The 25,523-nt window shown below is 32.4% G+C and carries 13 protein-coding genes; 12 read left to right on the top strand and 1 reads right to left on the bottom strand.

Going from position 1 to position 25,523, the window contains the following annotated elements; genetic code table 11:
- Positions 1 to 23 precede the first annotated feature (23 nt).
- From Q0822_RS12090 to Q0822_RS12110, 5 genes are all read left to right on the top strand, one after another.
- Positions 24 to 1,439, top strand: coding sequence for an HD domain-containing protein (locus Q0822_RS12090; RefSeq protein WP_299123958.1), 1,416 nt, complete (start codon positions 24 to 26; stop codon positions 1,437 to 1,439).
- Complete coding sequence (locus Q0822_RS12095) at positions 1,439 to 1,903, top strand: GNAT family N-acetyltransferase (RefSeq protein WP_299123960.1); 465 nt, start codon at positions 1,439 to 1,441, stop codon at positions 1,901 to 1,903. Before Q0822_RS12090 ends, Q0822_RS12095 begins: the two co-directional genes overlap by 1 nt.
- Positions 1,890 to 2,906, top strand: a complete 1,017-nt coding sequence (locus Q0822_RS12100; protein ID WP_299123962.1) for a COX15/CtaA family protein — start codon at positions 1,890 to 1,892, stop codon at positions 2,904 to 2,906. Before Q0822_RS12095 ends, Q0822_RS12100 begins: the two co-directional genes overlap by 14 nt.
- 25 nt (positions 2,907 to 2,931) lie before the next feature.
- Entirely contained in the window at positions 2,932 to 3,450 is a 519-nt protein-coding gene (locus tag Q0822_RS12105; protein WP_299123964.1) for a hypothetical protein, read from the top strand.
- A gap of 125 nt (positions 3,451 to 3,575) precedes the next feature.
- The gene (locus Q0822_RS12110) at positions 3,576 to 4,367 is read left to right on the top strand and encodes a hypothetical protein (RefSeq protein WP_299123966.1); all 792 of its coding nucleotides are present in this window, start codon (positions 3,576 to 3,578) and stop codon (positions 4,365 to 4,367) included.
- 16 nt (positions 4,368 to 4,383) lie between these two features.
- On the opposite strand, the gene Q0822_RS12115 is transcribed toward Q0822_RS12110, so the two are convergent.
- On the bottom strand, positions 4,384 to 5,445 hold the full coding sequence (locus tag Q0822_RS12115) for a hypothetical protein (protein ID WP_299123968.1): 1,062 nt from the start codon (positions 5,443 to 5,445) through the stop codon (positions 4,384 to 4,386).
- A 140-nt stretch (positions 5,446 to 5,585) separates the two neighbouring features.
- Here Q0822_RS12115 and Q0822_RS12120 point away from each other — a divergent pair, with 140 nt between their 5' ends.
- From Q0822_RS12120 to Q0822_RS12150, 7 genes are all read left to right on the top strand, one after another.
- Positions 5,586 to 6,503 carry an ATP-binding cassette domain-containing protein gene (locus Q0822_RS12120; protein ID WP_299123969.1) on the top strand — a complete coding sequence of 306 codons (918 nt, stop codon included), beginning with the start codon at positions 5,586 to 5,588 and terminating at the stop codon, positions 6,501 to 6,503.
- A gap of 36 nt (positions 6,504 to 6,539) precedes the next feature.
- Entirely contained in the window at positions 6,540 to 7,364 is an 825-nt protein-coding gene (locus tag Q0822_RS12125) for an ABC transporter permease subunit (protein ID WP_299123971.1), read from the top strand.
- A gap of 109 nt (positions 7,365 to 7,473) precedes the next feature.
- Positions 7,474 to 10,890, top strand: a complete 3,417-nt coding sequence (locus Q0822_RS12130) for a T9SS type B sorting domain-containing protein (protein ID WP_299123973.1) — start codon at positions 7,474 to 7,476, stop codon at positions 10,888 to 10,890.
- Positions 10,887 to 13,346: a T9SS type B sorting domain-containing protein gene (locus Q0822_RS12135; protein WP_299123974.1), complete on the top strand. Its 2,460-nt coding sequence runs from the start codon at positions 10,887 to 10,889 to the stop codon at positions 13,344 to 13,346. Before Q0822_RS12130 ends, Q0822_RS12135 begins: the two co-directional genes overlap by 4 nt.
- 38 nt (positions 13,347 to 13,384) lie before the next feature.
- A complete protein-coding gene (locus tag Q0822_RS12140; RefSeq protein ID WP_299123975.1) occupies positions 13,385 to 15,166 on the top strand; it encodes a gliding motility-associated C-terminal domain-containing protein in 1,782 nt (593 codons plus the stop codon).
- Between the two features lie 525 nt (positions 15,167 to 15,691).
- Positions 15,692 to 20,458: a choice-of-anchor L domain-containing protein gene (locus Q0822_RS12145; protein WP_299123977.1), complete on the top strand. Its 4,767-nt coding sequence runs from the start codon at positions 15,692 to 15,694 to the stop codon at positions 20,456 to 20,458.
- Between the two features lie 136 nt (positions 20,459 to 20,594).
- Entirely contained in the window at positions 20,595 to 25,451 is a 4,857-nt protein-coding gene (locus Q0822_RS12150; protein ID WP_299123979.1) for a choice-of-anchor L domain-containing protein, read from the top strand.
- The last annotated feature ends 72 nt before the right edge of the window (positions 25,452 to 25,523 follow it).

Below are 25,523 nucleotides of genomic sequence, written 5' to 3' on the forward strand. Positions count from 1 at the left end.
ATATTGGTGTATTCTTAGCAAAAATGAATCACAAACAAGCTTTAAAACATAATATCTTTAAAATTATTTCGCAATCTGCCGAAGAGTTGAATCTAGACAGCTATGTTATTGGTGGTTTTGTACGGGATTATTTCTTAGAACGAGGTGACGCAAAAGATATTGATATAGTTGCAGTTGGTAGTGGGATTGCTTTAGCAAAACAAGTGGCTAAAAATCTACCTGACCAACCAAAAGTCCAAGTTTTTAAAACCTACGGAACTGCAATGTTGCGCTATGATGATATTGAAATTGAGTTCGTTGGTGCACGTAAAGAAAGCTATACAGAAGATAGTAGAAATCCTATTGTTGAAAATGGTTCTTTGCAAGATGACCAAAACCGACGTGACTTTACCATCAATGCTCTAGCATTAAGCTTAAATAAAGATAATTTTGGTGAATTATTAGATCCCTTTAATGGCATTTATGATTTAGATAAAGGCATTATTAGAACCCCTCTAAATCCGAATATTACATATAGTGACGATCCTTTGCGCATGATGCGCGCCATTCGTTTTGCAACACAACTTAACTTTAAAATTGAAGACGCTTCGCTTAAAGCTATTACTGATAATAAAGACCGAATAAAAATTATCACAAAAGAACGTATCGTAACAGAGTTAAATAAAATTCTTGAAAGTAAAACACCTTCCATTGGTTTTATACTACTTGAAAAAACAGGTTTATTAAATTATATTTTACCAGAGCTTACAGCCCTAAAAGGTATAGACGAAATTGAAGGGCAACGTCACAAGGATAACTTTTATCATACCTTAGAAGTCGTTGATAATATTGCTAGAACCACAGATAATTTGTGGTTACGTTGGGCTGCACTTTTGCATGATATAGGAAAAGCACCAACTAAGAAATTTCATAAAAAAATCGGTTGGACGTTCCACGCTCACGAATTTGTTGGCTCTAAGATGGTTTATAAATTATTCAAACGTCTTAAAATGCCATTGAATGACAAAATGAAATTTGTACAGAAAATGGTATTTATGAGTTCGCGACCAATTGTCTTAGCGACAGATGTCACAGATGCTGCTGTTCGTCGTTTGGTGTTTGATGCTGGTGATTATGTTGATGATTTAATGACACTTTGCGAAGCAGATATCACAACTAAAAATCCCAAGAAATTCAAAAGATATCATAATAATTTTCAAAAAGTTAGAGATAAAATAGTTGAAGTTGAGGAACGTGATCAAATTAGAAATTTTCAACCACCAGTTACTGGTGAAGAGATTATGGAAGCTTTTAACCTGAAGCCTTCTAGAGAAATTGGAGTCATCAAAGAAGCCATTAAAGAAGCTATTCTAGAAGGTGAAATTCCTAATGAACACGAAGCGGCTTATAAATTGATGTTAGAAAAAGGAAAAAAATTAGGACTTAAAGTCAATGAATAATGATAAAACTCATTAGAACAAATTCAGAAAATAAAGACTTTATACTTTTAGTAAAACAGCTCGATGCTTATTTAAAAATAACAGATGGTGACGAACACAATTTTTATAATCAATTTAATTCCATAGCTACTTTAAATCATGTAGTTATTGCTTATTTAGACAATAATCCTGTTGGTTGTGGAGCGTTTAAAGAATTTAATAAAACTAGTGTAGAAATTAAGCGCATGTTCACCTCAACTGAAACTCGAGGTAAAGGAATTGCGACGCGAATTTTAAAAAAACTTGAAAATTGGGCTTCTGAAATAGGTTTTTTGTCTTGTGTCCTAGAAACTGGTATTAGACAAACCGAAGCCGTTCAGTTTTATAAAAAGAATTTATACAAAACCATACCAAACTATGGACAATACATTGGTATAGAAAATAGTCTGTGTTTTGAAAAAATATTGAAAAATGAAAAAGGATAATAAAGTAGTTATCTATTGGCTGCTTACTGGTTGTATTTTAATTTTTATTATGGTAATTGTCGGAGGGATTACAAGATTGACCCATTCTGGCTTATCTATTTCTAACTATAAGCTAATTTCAGGAACCATTCCTCCTATGAACACTGTGGAATGGAATGAAGCTTTTGATCTTTACAAGCAATACCCTGAATATCAGAAGTTAAACTATAACATGAACTTAGATGAGTTCAAAAATATATACTTTTGGGAATGGATTCATAGAGTGATTGGTCGCTTTATTGGCTTGGTTTTCATTATTCCATTCCTCTACTTTTTAATTCGAAAACGACTTACCAAATCAACTATTAAAAAGGCCATTATACTCTTAATTATGGGAGGTTTTCAAGGATTTTTAGGTTGGTATATGGTAAAAAGTGGTTTAGTAGATCGACCAGATGTTAGTCATTACAGACTTGCTGCTCATCTAACCACAGCATTTTTAACTTTTGCTTACACATTTTGGGTCGCTTTAGATTTAATATTCCCTGATAAAAAAGTGATTGAGAAGAAATTTCGAAATTTTATAAGAATAAGTTTAGTAGTGCTCATTGTTCAAATTATATATGGCGCTTTTGTTGCCGGTTTAGATGCTGGTTGGATTCATAATAATTGGCCATTTATGAATGAAGGTAAACTTATTCACGAAACGGTTTATACAGAACAAAACCCAACTTATTTAAACTTTATTGAAGGTAAAAGTGGTGTACAGTTTGTGCACCGAACTTTAGCTTACGTTGTCGTCATCTTTATTCTATCTATATGGTATAAAGCAAAACAAATGACATTAACAACTCTACAAACTAAAGGAATTAATGGCCTTTTAATTATGGTTGGTATTCAGTTTTTACTCGGTGTTTTAACATTGATTTACGCAGTACCTGTTTGGTTAGGTGTATTACACCAAGTAGGCGCATTTATTTTATTAAGCGCAATGATTTTTACGTTACATCGTTTCAGTAAATAATTAAAAAATCGATTAACTTTGCAGCATGATATATAGATTTAGAGTTATACTAGATAATGATACCGAAGATGATGTCTTCCGTGATTTAGAAATCCGCGAAGGAGATACTATGGAAGATTTGCACAACATTATAACGCAATCCTTTGGTTTTGATGGTATGGAAATGGCTTCTTTTTATGTCAGTGACGACGAGTGGAACCAAGGTGAAGAAATTGCCATGATGGATATGAGTGAAGCAGGCAATAAAGTTAAGATGATGAACGAAACCATCATAAACGATATTATACATGAAGCTTCTACAAGACTAATATATGTTTACGATTTTATGAACATGTGGACTTTTTATGTAGAATTGGGTGAAATTGTTGAAGAAGCCCAAGGTACAGACTATCCTAATCTAATGTATGTTCATGGTCAGATACCAGATGAAGCACCAGAAAAAACATTTGAAGCCGAAGAGGATGAAGATCCTTACAACGAATTTGAAGATGACATTGATGTTGATGATTACAGTGATCTAGATTTTGATGAAAATTGGAATTAACAAACTATTCAGTATATTTTTTGATTTAAAACTACCTCTTAAACCCTATTCCTTGCACAATAACAGATGAAAATAGGCTATGACCTGTAAAATTTTATATTTGCTTTTTTTAAATTACAAAAACTATGAAAGCGTTTATAAAAAAATATGAAATCTGGATATTTTTAGTTTTGGCTCCTATAGTCAATGTTCTTTTCGTTTACGTCAGAGCTGAAGGCCATATGAATAGTTTTTCTTATAATCATGGCCGCTTTGGTGTGTTACTATTATTACTAGTTCTTATAGTAAAATTTACCAGAGGCAATGAAGGTATAAAGGATATGTTTAGACCAATGCTAAAGTGGAAAGTTCATCCTAAGTGGTATTTACTTAGTTTAATATTTGCATTTACAATAGCCTCTTTAACATTGATACTGAAAAATATTTATCATGGAGTTGAGTTTTCTTCACTATTAAATTTTGATGTTACAATCAAATCTCTAAATATGACTTTTATAGTTTTGATATGGGCTTTTATGGGTGAAGTTGTTTGGGTTAGTTATTGTATTCGTCAATTATCAAAAATCACAAATCCTTTTTATGCAAGTCAAATTGTTGGTGTTGTATGGACGCTATGGTGGATGCCTATCGTACTTCATGGCGAAGCTGTTATCCCAGATTTTCCTTTTTGGTTTTTATTAGTGGGTATGATGGGAACTGCTGGTATGTGTGCAGTTGTATATGGACATACTAAAAGTGGCATTGCAGTTTGGTTATTGCAGTTTATGTTAAATATGTCTCTTTTAATGCTCGCAGTATCGCCAAGACGGGGAGGTATACCAACATATGCAACATTTGTTATTCTTTATTATCTAGTAATGTTAGGGTTTATGTATTTCATGTTGAAGCCCAAAAATAAAGTTAGCATGGTAAAGTAGTATTAACCTATAAATATTAATAAGATTTAGTATTTACACCTTCATAATTTCGTTTTACGAAATCGAGAGCATTTTTGAGTATTTGTCCCATATTTTTACTTTTTCTAAACTTTAAATCCAAGGTGTAATTATAAATATCTTCTTTTAGCATATCAATGTGCTTTTTAATAGAGATATTATCATTTTCCATACAATCTAGCAAGGCGTTTATTCTATCCAAGTAACTAATCATTCGCTTTGCAACAATTGAACGCTCTTCAATTTTGTACTGGTCTACAGACTCATTCTGTATTTTATCACGAACCAATTCTACCATTTTATAATTTTCTTTAAAAAATTGTGGTCTATAAATTTTTAAATTACCCTCATAAGACTGCTGATCGAAATCAATAGCTCTAATTTTAAAAACAACATGGTCAAAATCGTGTGTAGGAACAATAACATAATTATAAGAACGCATGTCACCCAAAAGCCTAATTAGACAACGTTCATTAAACTTTACAAACTCTTTGGCTATCTGAGCTTTCTCAGATGAATTACAATCATTGAGCATATTTTTTATAAACTCATCACCTGGTATTCCTGCTATGTGTTCTTCTATTAAAGTATCTCTACAAACCAAAAAATTGAGATTATACGGCGATAACATATGCTCTAACTCCAATCCATACACTCTTGAAGCATCTGCCTTTTTCACATAAAAATAAGTGTAATTATCATTAAGGATATTTCTAACTTTTATTCTAAATGGTTTAGAATTGCCGAAGGTGCAAAAATCTATAGCATCTACGTTTAGATATTTTAAAATACCTTGACTTCCATCAGAAATTAAACTAGAGTATACTTGCTTTAAACTCAAATCTATTTCTTCACGTTCATATTCATTGTAATAAACTCTAACCCATAAAGTGTCTTCATCATTTTTATCATAAACCACAACAGAACCTTGAAAACGCAATAAATCTGAATAAAAAATTGGCAGATCAATATTCCTTCTATAATTAGAAAGGTAAAGATCCAATTGGCTAGAAATTGGGTACGAAGGTTTCTTTTTTGATATTTTTAAATCCTCTTCCATTTTCTAAATTTAAGGGTTTTATTGAAATAATTGTAACAAATAAATGACTGAATCGTCTTACCTTTATAACCAACCAATATATAACAGTCACTCTTGAGTTTTTTCAGCAGTGTCATTATATATTTAAAAATCAATCAATCTTGGAGCCAATCCTTACAATCAATAATCTTACGAAAAAATTCGGCTATCTCACAGCTGTCAAAGATTTAAGTTTCACCATTAATAAAGGTAACGTTTATGGTATTTTAGGACCAAACGGAAGTGGAAAATCAACAACTTTAGGCATAGTGCTAAATGTAGTCAATAAAACCAACGGAGATTTCCATTGGTTTGATGGTAATACTACAACACATGATGCTTTAAAGCAAGTTGGAGCTATTATAGAGCGACCTAACTTTTATCCTTACATGACAGCTGAACAGAACTTAAAGTTGGTCTGCAAAATAAAAGGTGTTGACCACAGTAAAATTCAAGAAAAATTAGAAGTTGTAGGATTACTCGAAAGAAAGGACCATAAGTTTAAAACCTATTCCTTAGGTATGAAACAACGTTTAGCCATAGCTTCTGCTTTGCTTAACGATCCTGAGATTTTAATTTTAGACGAACCAACAAATGGATTGGATCCTCAAGGTATTCATCAAATACGCCAAATTATAAAAGATATTGCCAAAGATGGCACTACCATTTTACTCGCCTCTCACCTACTCGATGAAGTTGAAAAAGTATGCTCACACGTTGTCGTTTTAAGAAAAGGCGAAAAACTCTATTCTGGTAGAGTTGATGAGATGATTAATAGTCATGGTTTCTTTGAATTAAAAGCAGAAAAGCATAATGAGTTATTGGCCATTTTAGAAAACAGCACTGACTTTGGAAAAATTAAAATAGAAGATGATCTGATAACTGCTTTTTTAAACGAACCAATGTCAGCACCAGATTTTAATAAATTAATGTTCGACAAAGGTATTTTACTTTCGCATTTAGTGAAACGAAAAGAGAGCTTAGAAGAGCAATTTTTACAACTAACGGACAACCAAGAAATCAATCAAAAAACAGCATAATTCCTTTTACAGGAATATGTAAAACCAATCAACAATATGTTACGTCTTATACAATTAGAATTACAAAAACTTTGGCTTAATAAAACTAGTCGAGTGCTGATAATTATTTCATTTCTTCTGCCTTTCACTGTATTAGTACTATCGTCAATAAAAATAAATTTCTTTGGCTTTTTTACTTTAGAATTAGGAGAACTTGGAATTTTCAACTTTCCAATAATTTGGCATATAAGCACTTTTTTCGCGGCCCAGTTCAAGTTTTTCTTTGCTATAGTTGTTGTTAGTATGATCGGCAATGAATACAGTAATAAAACTTTAAAACAGAATCTTATTGATGGGTTAAGCAAAAAAGAATTTATACTTTCTAAATTTTATACCATAGTATTCTTTTCGCTTTGTGCTACTGTATTAATTGGTTTGGCAACTTTCTTAATCGGTTTATATTATTCTAGTTATACTGAAGCTTCTATAATTTTTAGAGAAATAGAATTCTTATTAGCCTATTTCGTTAAACTTGTTGGCTTCTTCAGTTTGTGTTTATTCTTTGGAATGTTATTAAAACGATCTGCTTTTGCTTTAGCATTTCTCTTTATTCTATTCATATTTGAATGGATTATGTTTTTAGTTTTTAAAAGTCAGATAAGTGGTGATTTTGCATGGAAAATTCATAATTTCATGCCTATTCAATCAATGTGGAACCTTGTCGATCAGCCTATTCAACGTATAGTAATGACCAAATTCCCAGAAAAGACAGATATTGTCTACGACTACGCTGTGCATTGGTATGAAATTGCTATCGTTCTGGGTTGGACTGCCCTTTTTATCTTTTTATCCTATCGATTACTGAAAAAGCGAGATTTATAATATCTTTGGTAGCCATTGCTATTTAGTTTTTAATACTAAACAGAGGAATTTTTGAGTTCTAACTGTTATATAGTATTAACTAGTGTGTTTGCTATACACCAAAGCTATTATGAAAAAGATTTATTTTACGCTTCTTTCGCTTGCTTTTTGCTCCCTAATATTTGGGCAAAATGAAGCATCATATTGGTATTTTGGACAGAATGCAGGTTTACGTTTTGATGCAGGTGCTGGAACAGTTACAGCAATTACCGATGGACAAATCGATACTTTAGAAGGTTGTACTTCTATCTCAGATACTGATGGTAATTTGGTATTCTATACAGATGGTAGAACGGTTTGGAATCAAAATCACCAAATAATGCCAAATGGTGATTATTTTGGTGGCACAGGACTTTTAGGTGATCCATCTAGCACATCCTCTGGTCTTATCGTTCCAAAACCAGAAGACCCAAATCAATACTATATTTTTACTGTTGATGAACCTCATCATAATAATGCGGCGACATATCCAAATCAAAATCTAGATGACGCAGTACCCTCTGGAGATGATGGTTTTAATAATGGTTTTAACTACTCCCTAGTTGATATGACATTGAATGGTGGTATGGGTGATGTTGATCCTGCTGAAAAAAACGTTCACTTAGTGACCTATGACCCAAATGACACCGAAGAAATTAAATATAAAAGTTCTGAAAAAATTACAGCAGTTAGAGCAGAAGATTGTTCCTCATTTTGGGTAATAACACATTTTACTAATAAATTTTATGCTTTTAGAGTAGATGTGAATGGTGTTAATACAACTCCTGTGATCTCTACTGTTGGTCCAACCGTACCTATATCTGGCTACCGTCGTAACGCGTTAGGCTACTTAAAAGCTTCGCCAGATGCTTCAAAACTAATGGCTGCCAATTTTGGTTATGCAACTGGAGAAGGTGCAGTTGCTTCTGGTAGTATTGATTTATTCGATTTTAATAATGCAACTGGTATAGTTTCGAACCATTTAGAGCTTTACAGCCGACAAAATAACACTAATCCTTATGGTGTAGAGTTCTCAGCAGAGAATAAAAAAGCTTATGCAACCACTGGTCCTGTAGGAGCTCAAGGTAGTCAGGTATTGCAATGGGATTTAGAATCTGCAGATATTCCAAATTCTGCGGTAACTATACATACATCTGGGAGTATTAGTGCTGGTGCATTACAGCTCGGTATTGACAGGCGTATTTATAGAGCACAATACGAGTTTAGCAATCCAAATGGTAATACTCGACGTTATTTAGGTGTAATTAATAATCCAGAGGCAGATGGTTTGGATGCAAACTATAACCAACAAGGTATTCTTTTAGATATCAATGGCAACAGTCAAAATCGAAGTTTTATTGGCTTACCTCCATTTATTCAATCTTTATTTAATTCTGAAATAGATATTATTCGAAATGACCTTAGCACAACAGAATTAAAACTTTGTACTGGAGATAATTACACACTTACAGCAGATGATATTGCTGGTGCTGACTATTTTTGGACCCGAGATGGCAACCCATTAACAGAGGACACCTTCGAATTGTTTGTAGATACCCCTGGTTTTTACGAAGTATATATAGAACCTAATAATGGTGATTGCCCGATTGAAGGTAGTGCAGTAGTTGGTGTCTATGATATTCCTGTTGCAAACCCAATGACAGATGTTTTCGTTTGTGATGATGCTTTTAACGATGGTGTGGCAACATTCTTTTTTAGTAATAAGGATGAAGAAGCACTACTAGACCAAACACCTGGAGAATATAATGTTGGTTATTATGAAACTATTGATGATGCCACCAATAGAGAAAATGAAATCGTATTTCCGTATGATAACTTTAGTAATCCTCAAACCATATATGTTCGTGTGGATAACAATGAAAACACCAATTGTTTTGATGTAACGAGTTTTGAACTCGAAGTGTTTAATACCCCACAAGTCATTCAAGCTAATACAATAGAATTTTGTGACAATGAAGGTAATGTAATGGATGGTATTGCAACTGTAGATTTATCAGAGCTAATTCCTAACATTGTAAATCAACAACAAAATGTAGCTGTTTCTTTTCATACTACACAAGAAAATGCAGATGACAACACAAATCCTTTACCTCTAAATTATAGAAATACAACTGCTTTTAACGAAACCATTTTTGTTAGAATTGAGAATACTTCTAATACTACATGCTTTGCTGTTGCTAGTTTTGAACTTATTATAAATGATGCACCAATTGCAAATGACATTGCCATTATACAGTGTGACGAAGATGGTATTCCAGAAGGATTTACAACGTTTAATATTTCTCAGTTTACAGATGATATAACTGATAATACTTCCGATGTAACTGTTCAATTTTACTTATCAGAAGCTGAAGCTGAAAATCAATTAAATGAAATTATAAACCCAGAAGCTTTTGATAATTTTTTCAATCCACAGACTATTTACACTAGAGTAATAGACAATAACACTGGGTGTTTTAGCTTTAGTGAAATCTCATTAGAAGTTAGTACTACATCATCAAACAATACCAGTTTACAAGCTTGTGATGACGATGGTACTGAAGATGGGTTAACATCATTTAATCTTTTAGACGCAAACGCAAGTGTTTTGGCCAATGCACCTACTGATTTAGATATAGAATATTATGAAACGTATGAAGATGCTCTAGTTGAAAATAATACACTTAACAGTAATTTCACTAATACAATTCCTTACAATCAAACCATCTATGCAAGAGTTGAAAACTCTAATGCCTGCTATGGTATAAGCGAAATAGAACTCACGGTTTTTGAATTACCAAATATAGAAACTGAGTCAGAAAAATTTTATTGCCTTAACTTTTTCCCTGAACCAATAACTCTAAGTAGTGGTATACTAGATGATTTACCAAATAACTATTACTATGAGTGGTCAACCGGAGAAAACACATCAACTATTGAGGTTAATTCCCCTGGTAATTATACAGTCAGAATATCAAATACTGATGGCTGTTTTAAAGACAGAACAGTACGTGTTTTACCATCTAATATAGCTACTATTGCAGATATTGAAGTAGTAGATGCTTCTCAAAACAACTCTATTTCTATTGTTGTAAATGGAGAAGGTGATTATGAATATGCTTTAGATAATATAGATGGACCATATCAGGATAGTAACACTTTTGAAGATGTTCAGCCAGGTTTATATACTGTTTTTGTGCGTGATAAAAATAATTGTGGGATTGTAGAAGACTTAGTTTCTGTTATTGGTTTCCCTAAGTTCTTTACTCCAAATAATGATTCTAAAAATGATCATTGGCAAGTGTATGGTATTAAAAATAATATTCAAGATAATTCTTTAATATTAATATTTGATCGTTACGGAAAGCTTTTAAAAGAACTCGATCCATTAAGCGTTGGATGGGATGGAACTTACAATGGAACAAATATGCCTACTAGCGATTATTGGTTTAAGGTTACCCTTGAAGACGGCAGAACATTTACAAGTCATTTTACCCTTAAACGATGAACAGGACACCAAATCTTTATATAAAACCTATTCTATTCTGCTTACTATTCTTTTCTGTAATAATTTATGCACAAGAACCAAATGATTGTGTTAATGCTGTTACAGTTTGTGGAAATTCAAATTTTAGTCTAGATGTCAATGGTATTGGCACACAAGAACTCAATAATTCTAACACATGTGGGAGTCGAGAAAATAATAGTATTTGGCTTAAGGTTAATATAGCAACAGCTGGTACTTTAGCATTTACATTAACACCAGGCAGTACAGATATCAACGAAGATTATGATTTTTTTATTTTTGGCCCTAATGTGAGCTGTGGAAATATAGGTCAAGCAATCAGGTGTTCAACGACCAATCCTGTCGCAGCAAATCAGGGTAGTAATTTAACAGGATTGAATTCTACAGATCCTGATCCTGATGAAGGTCCAGGTGCTGACGGAGATAGTTTTGTAAGCGAAATAGATGTACTAGTTGGCGAGAGTTACTTTATAGTTATTGACAGGCCTATTGGAAATAGTCCATTTTCTATAGAATGGACAGGTACTGCTACTTTTCCTGATAATCCATCAAATCCTTTAGTTGCAAGCCCTAGCACAACAACTTTGCCAGATTTAGATTTATGTGACGCCGCATCGCCTTTTGGCGATAACATCACAGAAATTGATCTTACTAATCTTACTCAAGATATTATCAATGGAGAATCTGATGTTGCTGTAACGTATCACATTTCCGAAAGTGATGCTAATATTAAGAAAGATCCTTTGGGAGATGTTTTTAATAACACATCGAGCAATCAAAGAATTTTTATTAGAATTGAAAATACAACAACTGGCTGTTTTATAATTAACAGGTTTGATTTGAATATAACAGCACTCACCAATTTTAATACACCATTATATTATGAAGCTTGTGATGATGATACAGATGGAGACGACCAAAATGGTATTACAACTTTCGATTTTAATTTAATAACACAAGAAATAGTTAGTGGCATCGCTGGAGTAAATTATGATATTTCTTATTATTTAAGTCAAAGTGATGCCGAAACTTCTACAGCTCAGCTTCCTATTAATTACACAAATACAGCACCTACACCAACTGAAATATTTGTTAGAATTGAAGATATTGACTCTGGTTGCTTAGGATTTACCAGTTTAAATATTGAAGTGAAGTCAAGACCTATTGCAAACGATGTTTCACTTATACAATGTGATGAAGATGGTATTCCAGAAGGGTTTACAACTTTTAATTTAACTGAGGTTTTAGAGGATATTACTGGTGGTAATCAGACGTCTTCTGTAGATTTTTATTTATCTCAAAATGATGCAGAGAATGAATTAGATGCTATAAATGGTGCTACATTTGATAATTTTTTCAATCCTCAGATTATCTATACCAGAGTCACCAATACTAATACTGGTTGTTTTAGTTTTAGCGAAATTTCTTTAGAAGTTAGTACAACAGCTTCAAACAATGCAAGCTTACAATTATGCGATACAGATGGTACTGAAGATGGTTTTATGCCTTTTAATCTAACAGATGCCGATGTCAATGTTTTAGCTAATACTCCTGCTGGTTTAGATTTACAGTACTATGAAACTTATAATGATGCACTATTAGAAAATAATCCACTTGAAACAACATTTACTAATACTATTCCTTATAATCAAACCATTTACGCACGTGTAGAAAATACTAATGCTTGTTATGGTATAAGCGAAGTTGAACTTACTGTTTTTGAATTGCCAAATATTGAAACTGAATATGAAACACATTACTGTCTCAACTTTTTTCCAGAACCTGTAATGTTAAATAGCGGTCTTGTTAACGACTTGGCAAATAACTACTTTTATCTATGGTCAACTGGTGAAAACACCTCAACCATTGAAGTTAATTCTCCAGGAACTTATACTGTTAGAGTATCAAATACCGATGGTTGTTTTAAGGACAGAACTATCACTGTTTTACCTTCCAATATTGCGACTGTATCAGATATTGAAGTTGTTGATGCTTCAGAAAATAATTCTATTTCTGTTTTAGTAACTGGTGAAGGAGATTACGAATATGCTTTAGATGATATAAATGGCATATACCAAGACAGTAATACTTTTGAAAATGTACTGCCTGGTTTATATACCGTTTATGTTCGTGACAAGAATAATTGTGGAATTACTGAAGAACTAGTTTCTGTTATTGGTTTTCCAAAGTTTTTTACCCCAAATGATGATGACACAAATGATTACTGGCAAGTTAATGGTATTTCTTCTCAGTTTCAAGAGAACTCATCGGTTCTAATATTTAATCGTTATGGAAAACTCTTAAAGGAACTTGATCCATTAAGTGTTGGTTGGGATGGAACTTTTAATGGTGCTGCAATGCCAACCAGTGATTATTGGTTTAGAGTTAAACTTCAAGACGGACGGACTTTCACTAGTCATTTTACTCTAAAACGCTAAATTTAAAAAGTGTAATTTAGTTTTATCAATTTATAACTTTGAAAAGGGTTCAATACATATTATGTTTACTCTTATTTTTTGCAACCCTTTCGGTATATGCACAAGACATTTCTTTGTATCAACAATTTAATGGACGATACGATTACACAGCTATAGGTAATACCTTAAATACTGCTGAAAATGGTTTTGGTGGATCTTGCTCAATTTTAACAACTTCTTCAGCCGATTTAAACCTTAGCTCCAATCAAAATGTAGTTGCTGCGTTTTTATATTGGGCTGGTTCTGGTAATGGTGATTTAGATATTGCCATAAATGGAATTCCTATAACTGCTCAACGCACTTTTAGTGATGCATTAGATATTACACGTGTGTTTTTTGCAGCTTTCGCAGACATTACAGATATTATAACTACTCAAGGTAATACGACATACACCATTTCAGATTTTGATTTGACAACAACAATAGCACCTTATTGCGAATCAGGTACTAATTTTGGTGGTTGGGCAATAAGTATAATTTATGAGGATACTAACTTACCACTCAATCAGCTGAATGTTTACGATGGTTTACAAAGTGTACCAACATTATTAAACATCAATTTAGATAACCTAAATGTTTTGGATAATGAAGATGCCAAAATTGGCTTTATTGCTTGGGAAGGTGATAGAGGTCTAGCCGTTAATGAGCAATTAACCATCAATGGAAACTTGATTAGTAATTTCCCTTTAAATCCTGCAAATAATGCATTTAATGGTACTAACTCATTTACAGGTGCAACCAATTTATACAATATGGACATTGATGTATACAATATTCAGGACAATATAAATATAGGTGATACCTCAGCAACTATTACACTTACTTCTGGACAAGACTTTGTAATGATTAATAATATCATTACTGTTTTAAACAGTCAGTTACCAGATGCAACTATAAGTATTGATAATAATATTGTGAATTGTGGTGATAATAGTATCGAACTTTTTTATACTGTTTATAATAATAACAGTACAGATATTTTACCGGCAAATACACCAATTGCTTTTTATTTAGATGGTACTTTAATTGGTCAAAGTCAAACTACAAATGATCTTGCAATCAATTCTAGTGAAAGCAGTTCTATTAGCGTTACTGTGCCAGATGATGTTGATCCAAGTTTAACCATTGTTGCTATTGTTGATGATAATGGGAACATGACAGGAACAGTCACCGAAACCAATGAAGATAACAATATCACTTTTGAAAATATTGAATTACTAATCATTCCTGATATTACCATTTTACCAAATCTTATTGGTTGTAATGAAGGTTTTGAAATCTCAACATACAACTTATATGATGCTGTTGTAAGTATAAATTATAACGAAGAAGACATTGCTTTTTATAATTCTATAGAAGATTTAGAAACAGAATCTAATAACATATTAATTCCAAGTGACTATAATAATACTTCTAGTCCTGAAACCATTTATGTAAGGTTGGTAAGTCCACCATGTTATGAAATTTTCCAATTCGATCTTACTATCGAAAATTGTCCGCCATATATCCCTGAAGCATTTTCACCAAACGAGGACAATTACAACGATTGGTTTAATATTCAAGGTTTATATAACATCTTTACAGAACACGAACTTAAGATTTATAACCGCTATGGAGACGTTGTTTTTCAGGGCAATAATGATAAACCTTGGTTCGGTGAAATAAATAGAGGTCTTAATAATCGCGGTAATACTGTACCTATTGGCACTTATTATTATATTTTAAATTTGAATGATCCAAATTATCAACCAATGGTTGGTTGGGTTTATGTAAACTATTAGAATGTTAAAATTTTAAGTCATTCATCTTATTTTTTTGTAGTTATGGTTCACTTCGTTTATTTTTATAATTGTTGATAGTGAGTGCTATTAAATCCCTCCATATTTCAAATTATTTCCCTCACAATTTGTCATTAAATTAAACTAAAATTGTAGACATAGATTAATCCATTGTTTCTAATTAAAGTATAATAATATTGAGTTTCAGGTTAAGAGACATTTTGTATTAAATGGCAAAGGTCTTAGAATTCAATTTGGGAAAAAGACCTCTACTAGAGGTCTTTTTTATGTAAAAACATAGGTAAATTCATTTAAAATGTTAACATTTTATGTATTTCATCGTGTTTTTTTGTATTTCATCTTTATTACACCTACTTTTCGCCCATCTTAAGCATGTGTAAGGTTAGTCCCAAATCAATCATACATAACAGCTTTTAAACTTAACTGAAACTGATGAATTATATTAACCGTTCCCTCTGTCTATTTCTATGCTTTATTTGCAGTACATTATATGCACAACAAATAACTGTGGATAATACTGTTTCCCCTCAAGATTTAATTCAAAATATCTTAATACAAGGTTGTGTTGAAGTATCAAACATATCTTCACCTACCAATGGAAGTTCTATCGGTCTTGGAAGTTTTGGTTATTTTGATAGAGGCCCTTCATCTTTTCCATTTCAAAATGGAATTGTTTTAACAACAGGAAACGCTAATGCTGCTGGAAACGGACAGAATACTGCCATCTTAAATGATGGAGACGATACTTGGGGAACTGACAGTGATTTAGAAACAGCTCTAGGAATTACAGGTTTATTTAATGCCACTTCTATAGAATTTGATTTTATTTCTATTTCTAATCAAATACAATTTAATTACATATTAGCTTCTGAAGAATATTTTGGTAATAATCCATGCGAATATTCTGATGGTTTTGCCTTTTTAATTCGTGAAGCTGGCACCACAAATCCATATACAAATATTGCACTAGTACCTGGAACTACAACACCTGTAAATACTAATACTGTGCATGATGAAATTGTAGGCTTTTGTGGAGCTTCAAACGAAGAATATTTTGACGGTTATAATTTAGGTGATACAAACTATAATGGTAGAACAACAGTACTGTCTGCTACAGCAACTATTCAACCAAATGTACAATATCAAATTAAACTGGTAATCGCCGACCAAACGGACGAAAATTATGACTCTGCAGTATTCATTGAAGGTAATAGTTTTAATGCTTCGGTAGATTTAGGTGAGGACTTTTCAACTTGTGCAAGTAATGTATTATTAGATGGTGATGTAAATAATATAGATGCCACATATTCGTGGTATTTTAATAACGCACTAATTCCTTCAGCAACTCAGACAACTTTTAATGCTGTACAATCAGGAAACTATCGTGTGGAAATAGAGCTTCCGTTTACGAGCGGAACCTGTACAATTGAAGATGATATTGATATTGTTTTAAGTTCTACGCAATCCTCAGATCCTATTTCAGATTATAATCTTTGTGACGATTTAAGTAATGATGGTTCAGAAACGTTTGATTTATCAACAAAAGATGCTGAAGTACTTGCTTCTGTCCCACCTGGTAGTTACACACATTCTTATCATTATTCGAGTGCTCAAGCGCTTAGTAACAACAATGCAATAAGTGGACCGATACAAAATACCAGCAATCCTCAAATAATTCATGTTAGGATTGAAGATAACAGTAATGGTTGTCTGGCATTTTCAACCATACAATTGAATGTATCTCAATTACCAACAATTGTTAATCCAAGCCCTTTGGAAGTTTGTGATGATCAAACCGCTGATGGATTTACTGCAATGGACTTAAACACGTTAAAAGATAATGAAATTACAAATGGACAAACGGACCTTGTAGTAACTTACCATAGTAATGCTGCTGATGCCGCTTCTACAAGTAATGCTCTTCCGATGCCCTATGTAAATACAACTGCAAATGAGCAATTATTTGTTAGTGTTACGAATCCTGAATCTGGATGTAATAGTACAACTACACTCGATATTACTGTTTTAGATACTCCAGTTATTAACCTAGACCCACATTATATAGATGCTTGTGATACAGATCATGACGGTTTTGCAAACTTTGATTTAACATCAATTATTCCTGAGGTTCTAGAGGGATTAACTGGTGTCTCTGTTACATTTCATGCCACTCAAGAAGATGCTCTTACAGGTGCAAATCCTATTGCAAATGAGACTAACTATACAAATGCTACAGTTGAAGAAGAAGCTGTTTACATTAGAATTGAGAGTAATACTTCTGGCTGTGCCTCTATAACACCAATACAAATTCACACTAACTTACTGCTAACAGCTACAAACATTAGAGATGTTACAGCTTGTGACGAAGATGGTGATAATACAGAACTATTTAATTTTGATGACATTGGTGTTGGTATTATAAATAATTTGCCAAATGTTACAGTTACATTTTACGAAACTGAAAATGATAGAACCAATCAAACAAATGCTATTGATCAAGGGATATCTTACACTAATCAGAGTAATCCTCAAACCATTTACATAACTATAGAGAATCCTAATTGTAGTGAAGAAGCTGAATTTGAATTAATCTTGTTTCCTATTACACAGTTTAATCCTGTGATAAGTCTAAATGCATGTGATGAAGACCAAGATGGATTTACTACTATAGATTTATCAGAATTTGATGCTGATGTTACTAATGGAATTGATGGTTTTAGTGTTGCTTATTTTTTAACAGAAGACGATGCAATCAATAACACTAACGCATTGCCTAACTTTTATAATAATGTAAGTAATCCGTTTACACTTTATCCTAGAATTCAATCTAATGACACAGAATGTGCAGATTACAATTCGTTTGAAGTACAAGTATTACCAGCACCATTAGGCGAAAAACCTGATGATATTATTATCTGCGACGCAGATAGAGATGGTTTTTCTAGTATTAATCTAAACAATAGTATTCCTAATTCTATTTTGGCAACACCTAATAGAACCGTAACATTTCATAATAGCCTAGAAGATGCAGATTTAGATACAAACCCCATAGCAAATGTATCAAATTACAATTCACAAACTGAGACAGTATATATGCGTATTGAAAATACCGCTTCGGGCTGTCACACCGTTGAAGAGTTAAGTGTTACTGTAAACACACTACCATATATTGGTGATTTAACCAACTATGTAAATGAATACAATTTTTGTGAAGATGAAACTGATGGCATTGGAGAATTCATTTTTGAAACTAAAGATGAAGAAGCTTTAGATGGACAAACTGGCAAGGAAGTATCTTACTATCTTAATGCTTCTGATGCTACTAACAAAGTTAATGCTATTGACAAAACAAGCATTTATGAAAACATTACAAATCCACAAGAAATACATGTTAGAATAGATAATAATTCAGACGAATCTTGTTATACTACATCTTCTTTTATAATTGAAGTAGGTACAAACCCAGAATATAACGAACCATCTGATTGGTTTGTGTGCGATGATATATCTAATAATGGTTCAGAAATTTTTGATCTCTCTACTAGAGTTGACGAAGTATCTGCTGGTATTTCAGATATACAAAGTGTTAAATTCTTCACCTCAGAAGAGGATGCTATAAATAGTACCAATGAAATTCCGCTTCAATTTGCAAATACGGTAAATCCACAACAAATTTTTGTGCAGATAGATAATGGTACTATATGTCAATCAATTACATCATTTGTAGTCAATGTTATTCAAGTGCCAGATGTAACACCTGCTGAACCAATGATAGCATGTGATGATGATACAGATGGGTCTTTAGTATTCGATTTAACCGCAGCTGAGTCAAATATTTTAGATGTAAGACAAGAAGATATTATAGTCGGTTATTATGCTAATTTTGAGGATTCTGAAGCTGACAGTAATGAGATTACTGACCCAGAAAACTTTACAAATACATCAAACCCACAGACCGTTTATTTAAAAGTAACAAATACGGTTTCTAATTGTTACGTTACTCTACCTATAGAATTAATTGTAAACCAACCACCAATTATTAATGATTTTGTTACATACAATACCTGTGCTAATGAGAACAATAGTGTTGATTTAACTGATATTAATGAAATTGCTACTGATAATAACTTTAATGTTTTATTTAGTTATTTTTCTAATGAAGCAGATGCAATAGCTAATACTAACGCATTAGATACAAATTATACTTACACTTCAAATAACGAAACATTATTTGTAAGAACTGAATATAGCACCACACACTGTTCAATGTATTATGAATTTACTCTAAGAGTTAATCCATTACCGATAGCTAATGAACCTAATAACTTAATAGCTTGTGATGATGATTTTGATGGTATTTTAGAATTTGATTTATTACAACAAAATTCTACAATTTTAGGAGGTCAAAATTCAAATTTATTCACAGTAACTTATCATAATACTGAACTACAAGCCAATGAAGGAAATTCAGCTTTGGATACCAATTACATGGCATATGACAATGAAATCGTTTATGCTCGTGTTGAAAACAATAGTACTGGTTGTTATAGTATTACTAATTTTTCAACAATTATAAATCCATTACCTGTTATTGATATTGAAGATCAGGTTATCTGCTTAGATAATTTACCATTATTGGTTTCGGCTAACACTAATAACCCAACAGATCAATATTTATGGTCAACAGGAGAAACTACACCAGAAATAGAAATTACTGATATGGGAACTTACTGGGTAACTGTAACTACTCAACTCGGTTGTGAAAATACACGTGTTTTTGGAGTATCAGAATCTGAGGCTGCAACTATAGAAGTTACAGAAGTTGTAGATTTTTCAGACCCAAATAATATCACAGTAACCATTAGTGGTATTGGTGATTACCTTTATCAGTTAGACGACTTCCCTCCGCAAGAATCAAATGTTTTTGAAAATGTGGCTATGGGTTACCATACGGTTAGAATTATAGATATTAACGGTTGTTCTGATGTCACAAAAGAAGTTTTAGTTGTTGATATACCTAAATTCTTCACGCCAAATAATGATGGCAATTTTGATACTTGGCATATTGTTGGTATAGAGACACTTCCTGGCACTACTATTAATGTTTTTGACCGTTATGGTAAACTCTTAAAGCAATTAAATTCTAATACATCTGGATGGGATGGTTACTTTAATGGTAACAAAATGCCTGCTAGTGATTATTGGTATGTCGCAGAAGTAAAACGCGGTAGCATTAGTTTCCAAGTCAAAGGGCATTTTACTTTGAGGAGATAATTCTTCTCGTTATTCAACTTCTTTATTCGGTTATTAACACTTTTATGATTCAGGTTTTCATACTTTTTATTACTTTTAAACAAAAAAAGGAAATTTAATTTTCTTAAGTTGCTATTATTTATTGGTAATAAATTAAATGAAAAAGAAAAGTATATACTTATTTCTCTTCATTTTTGTGCATATACATGTCACCTATGCGCAACAAATTATTACGGATAATTTTCAACAACCTAATGAGCTTATTCAGAGTTTAGTAGGTAATGATTGTGCTACAGTCAGTAACGTTTCATCATCTATAAATGGGAGCATAAATAATATTGTTAGTTATGGATCTTTTAGCAGTAGCTCTTCTAATTTTCCATTTCAAAATGGTTTAATTTTATCTACAGGCAGTGTCACTTCCGCAGGCAACACTTTTATGGGTGAAAATTTAAGTGAAGGTGAAATTGATTGGGTCACTGACTCAGATGTACTAGATGTTTTAGGTATTGACCAAACACTGAATGCTACTTCAATTGAGTTTGACTTTAATTCTGCGAATAACTTTGTAGCCTTCAAATACTTATTCGCCTCAGAGGAGTATCAGCAAGAGTTTCCTTGTAATTTTAAGGATGTATTTGCTATTCTAATTAAAAGAGCTGGTACAACAGATCCTTATGTTAATATTGCAGTAGTTCCAGAAACTATCACCGAAGTAAGTACAAATACTATCCATACTAATATCAATGGATTTTGTGATGCTGAAAATGAAGATTTTTTTCAAGGTTATAATTTAGGGGATACTAATTTCAATGGAAATACAACTGTTTTAACTGCGACTAGTGCCATAATACCTAACGAAACCTATCATATTAAATTTATCATTGCAGATCATATCGATGAGCGTTTTGACTCTGCTGTATTTATTGAAGCAGGCGGCTTTGGCAGTTCCGTAGACTTAGGGCCAGATCAAAGTATCTGTGGAAGTGATTTAATTTTAGATGCCAATATCAATAACAATACTGCTGTCTATTCTTGGTTTTTAAATGGAAGTCAAATAGCTAGTGAGAATAATCCAACATTAGCAGTAAACCAATCTGGAACTTATGATGTAGAAATTGCGATTACATCACCAAGTGGCAATTGTGTAATGACAGATAGTATAGAAATAGACATTATACCATTTCAAAATGCAGATCCAATTGCAGATGTCTTAATATGCGATAGAGCACCAAGTGATGGTATTTATGAGTTTGATTTTCCATTTTTGAAAAATGATGAAATATTCAACAACCTACCATCCAATAATTACAATATTAGTTACCATTTATCAGAAGAAGACGCTGAAAACAATGATAATCCTATTATTGGTAGTTATCAAAATACGGAATCAGAGGAAACTATTTTTGTTAGGATAGAAAGTATTGACGGTAGTTGTTTACAGATAGGTAGATTTAACACTATAATCAATGCAGCACCTAACACACGTATAATAGACCCTATTATTGTTTGTGAAGAATTATATATACCAGCTTTCAATAGTGTAGATTTTGATTTTTATGACTTTTGGGTAGCTAATTTTGAATTCAATAGAACAGTGACCTTTCACTTCACTGAAGAAGAAGCAGAAATTGGTGAAAATGCAATTCCCTCACCATATCCTTACCCTGATCAAACTGAAGTACTTTACGCAAGAGTAGTAGATGACTTTAATGGTTGTCACTCAGTAGTTCCATTTACCATGGAATTTAACGAAAGTCCATTCATAGGTGTAGATAGATATATAATAAATAAGTGTACACCAATAGATGAAAATTATGATCAGGCTGAGGAAATATTTAATTTAAATGACGCAGTTGATGAAATTAGTGATTGGCTATCAGAGCCAAGGGTTAATTTTTTTCCATCAGCTGAAGATGCTTTGTCACAAACAAACGCATATCTTTTTGTCGATGATCCAATCTTTACTCTCACTAGTCCGCAGCTCACTATTTACATGGCCGTTGCAGAACAAGGTGGTTATTGTACCTCAATTGTTCCCTTAGAATTACATAAAAATGTAACTAACAATGTTATTGGAGAAGACACAGTGGTAAAGCGTTGTGATGACCAATCAAACGATGGTATATTTGATTTTGATTTAAACAATGTAACAGAAGAATTAATTGGAGGTTATGGTGATTTAACACTAACCTACTATCAAACCTTTGAAGATCAACAAAATAATACAAATGTATTAGATCCTAATACAATACTTACTGTTAATAATCCAACCACAGAATTATTCCTTAAAGTTAAATATAAAAATGAATGTGAGGACTTTACTTCAGTTATGCTCCAGCTTAATGAGTTACCAACTTTAGAACCTGTAACCGCAGATGCCTGTGGTAATTTTAATCTTAGTGATAGCACCACTTCTATTAACGTAAGAAACTATAAGGATTTGATGATTCAAAATACACCCTTCCCATTGGTTAAGTTTTATGAATCCTATGAAGATGCTGACAATGATGAGAATGTAATCAATGAAACTTATGACGTAGCGAATAACTCACATCAATTTTTTGCTAGAGTCACTAATACAGATACAGGATGCTATTCCATTACCACTTTAGATATTAATGTAGTTCAAAGTCTAAACTTTCAATCTCCAGAGCCAATTATTATTTGCGATGACGATCAAAATGGTTTCACTACTATGAATTTATTTAGCGTGTTGCCATCTATTTCTACTGAATTAGATGAGTTTACTATTCAATTCTATACCACTTATACTGATGCCTACGGTGACAGGGACGTTATAACCAATCCACAAAATTATAACGCTCAAACCCAAGAAATCTTTGCAAGAATTGAGCGCCCTAGTCTTAATTGTTTTGCAATAATTGATTTTGAAATAAGAGTTTTTAATAATCCACAAATTGAGGCAATACCAGATTATATTAATTGTCAATTAAGTGCCTCTGATAGTGCAAACTTTTCTTTTGAAAATAGAGATGCATCAATTATTAATGGTCAAATTGGCATGCAAGTTATGTATTTTGAGAGTGAATTAGATGCGATAAGTAATAGCAATGCCATTGATAAAACAATTCCCTATCAAAACATCACTAATCCTCAAACGATATATGTGAGGATGGAGAATGAAAATCAAAATAGCTGTGTGGCAATAGCACCAATGCAGATTGTTGCAAGGCAAGCACCTATTTACAATGTACCAACTGATATACCAGTTTGTGGAACCAATGGTGATGGACCTTATCAAATTGATTTGAATACAAAAATTGATGAAATCTCAAATGGCAGCCCAAATGATTTGGGTATTAGTTTTCATACAACAGAATTAAACGCCAATTTTGGAACAAATCCAACTAGTCTTTCTTTTACTAGTACAAGTAACCCAGAGAAACTGTATGTTAGGATTTTAAACAATGATTCAGGCTGTTTTAATGTAGAAAGTTTTTATATAAATATTCTTGATTTACCCGAAGTAAAATTCAATCAATCACTTATACAATGTAGCAATTATTTCAATACGCAATCAGAATGGGACTTAACTGATATTGAACTTGATATTCTTGATGGAAGACAATACAATATAGATTTTACTTATTACCAAACAGAACTTGATGCAGAAAATGAAGTGAATGTAATTACAAACCCTGAAAACTATATCGGTGCTAATGACAATGAAATGATATATGTAAAACTTATAAATTTATCTACAGGTTGTTATATCATCGTTCCTTTCGAATTAATTTTAAATAACCCACCACAACTAAATACTACAGATACGTACGATATTTGTGAAAATGAACTCAATAGTGTCAATTTGCTAGACATCAATGAAGTGATTTTAGATGATACTTTTAACATCATTGTTAGCTACCATGCCAATCAAGATGATGCTGAAGCCAATGAAAATGCTCTAAATACAGATTATAATTACACAAATATGATCGAAACATTATTTGTACGATTAGAATATAGTACAACACATTGTTATGTAGTTTCCCCATTCCAATTAGTTGTAAATCCGCTCCCAATTGCCAACACTCCAAATAACTTAATGGCCTGTGATGATGATTTTGATGGCTTGGTAGAGTTTGATTTAAACACGCAAAATGCTGATATTTTAAATGGGCAAAACACAAATGACTTTTCTCTAACTTATCATAATTCTGAAAATGATGCTGTTGAAAATATGTTGCCTTTAAACACTAATTATACAGCTAACAACAATGAAATTATTTTCGCTAGAGTTGAAAACAATACTACTGGCTGTTTTGATATAACTCAATTCTCTATCATTGTTAACCCATTACCATTAGTTGCTATAGAAGATCAAGTCATTTGTTTAAATAATGTCCCATTGCATGTCTCAGCTGATACTAACAATACTTCTGATACTTACCTATGGTCAACAAATGAAACGTCTCCAGAAATTCAAATCTATACAACCGGTGCGTATTCCGTAACTATAACCAATGAATTTGGTTGTGAAACCACTAGTACTTTTAATGTTACAGAATCAGAATCTGCAACTATTGATGTGGTAGAAACTATAGACTTTTCTGATCCTAATAATATTACTGTTACGGTAAATGGTATTGGCAATTATCTTTATCAACTAGATAATTTTCAACCCCAAGAATCTAATGTTTTTTATAACGTTTCTATGGGCTACCACACTGTAAGAATTATAGATGTTAATGGATGTGCAGATATAACTAAACAGGTACTAGTTGTAGATATACCTAAATTCTTTACACCAAATGGAGATGGAGACTTCGATACTTGGCATATAGTTGGTATAGAAACACTTCCAGGCACCACAATTAATATATTTGATAGATATGGAAAACTGTTAGTACAGTTGAAATCAAGTACACCAGGATGGAATGGTTATTTTAATGGAAATAAAATGCTTCCCGATGATTATTGGTACGTGGCTGACATTAAGCGCGGAAATGAGTCATTTCAAATTAAAGGGCATTTTACACTTAGATTATAATATATAGAAGTCATTCGTCTTGATTAATGTTAATTTAACGTAACAATTGAATTTGTCTCTATTCTTTTTCTT

This window comes from uncultured Winogradskyella sp. (assembly GCF_947496485.1).
Taxonomy (GTDB): domain Bacteria; phylum Bacteroidota; class Bacteroidia; order Flavobacteriales; family Flavobacteriaceae; genus Winogradskyella.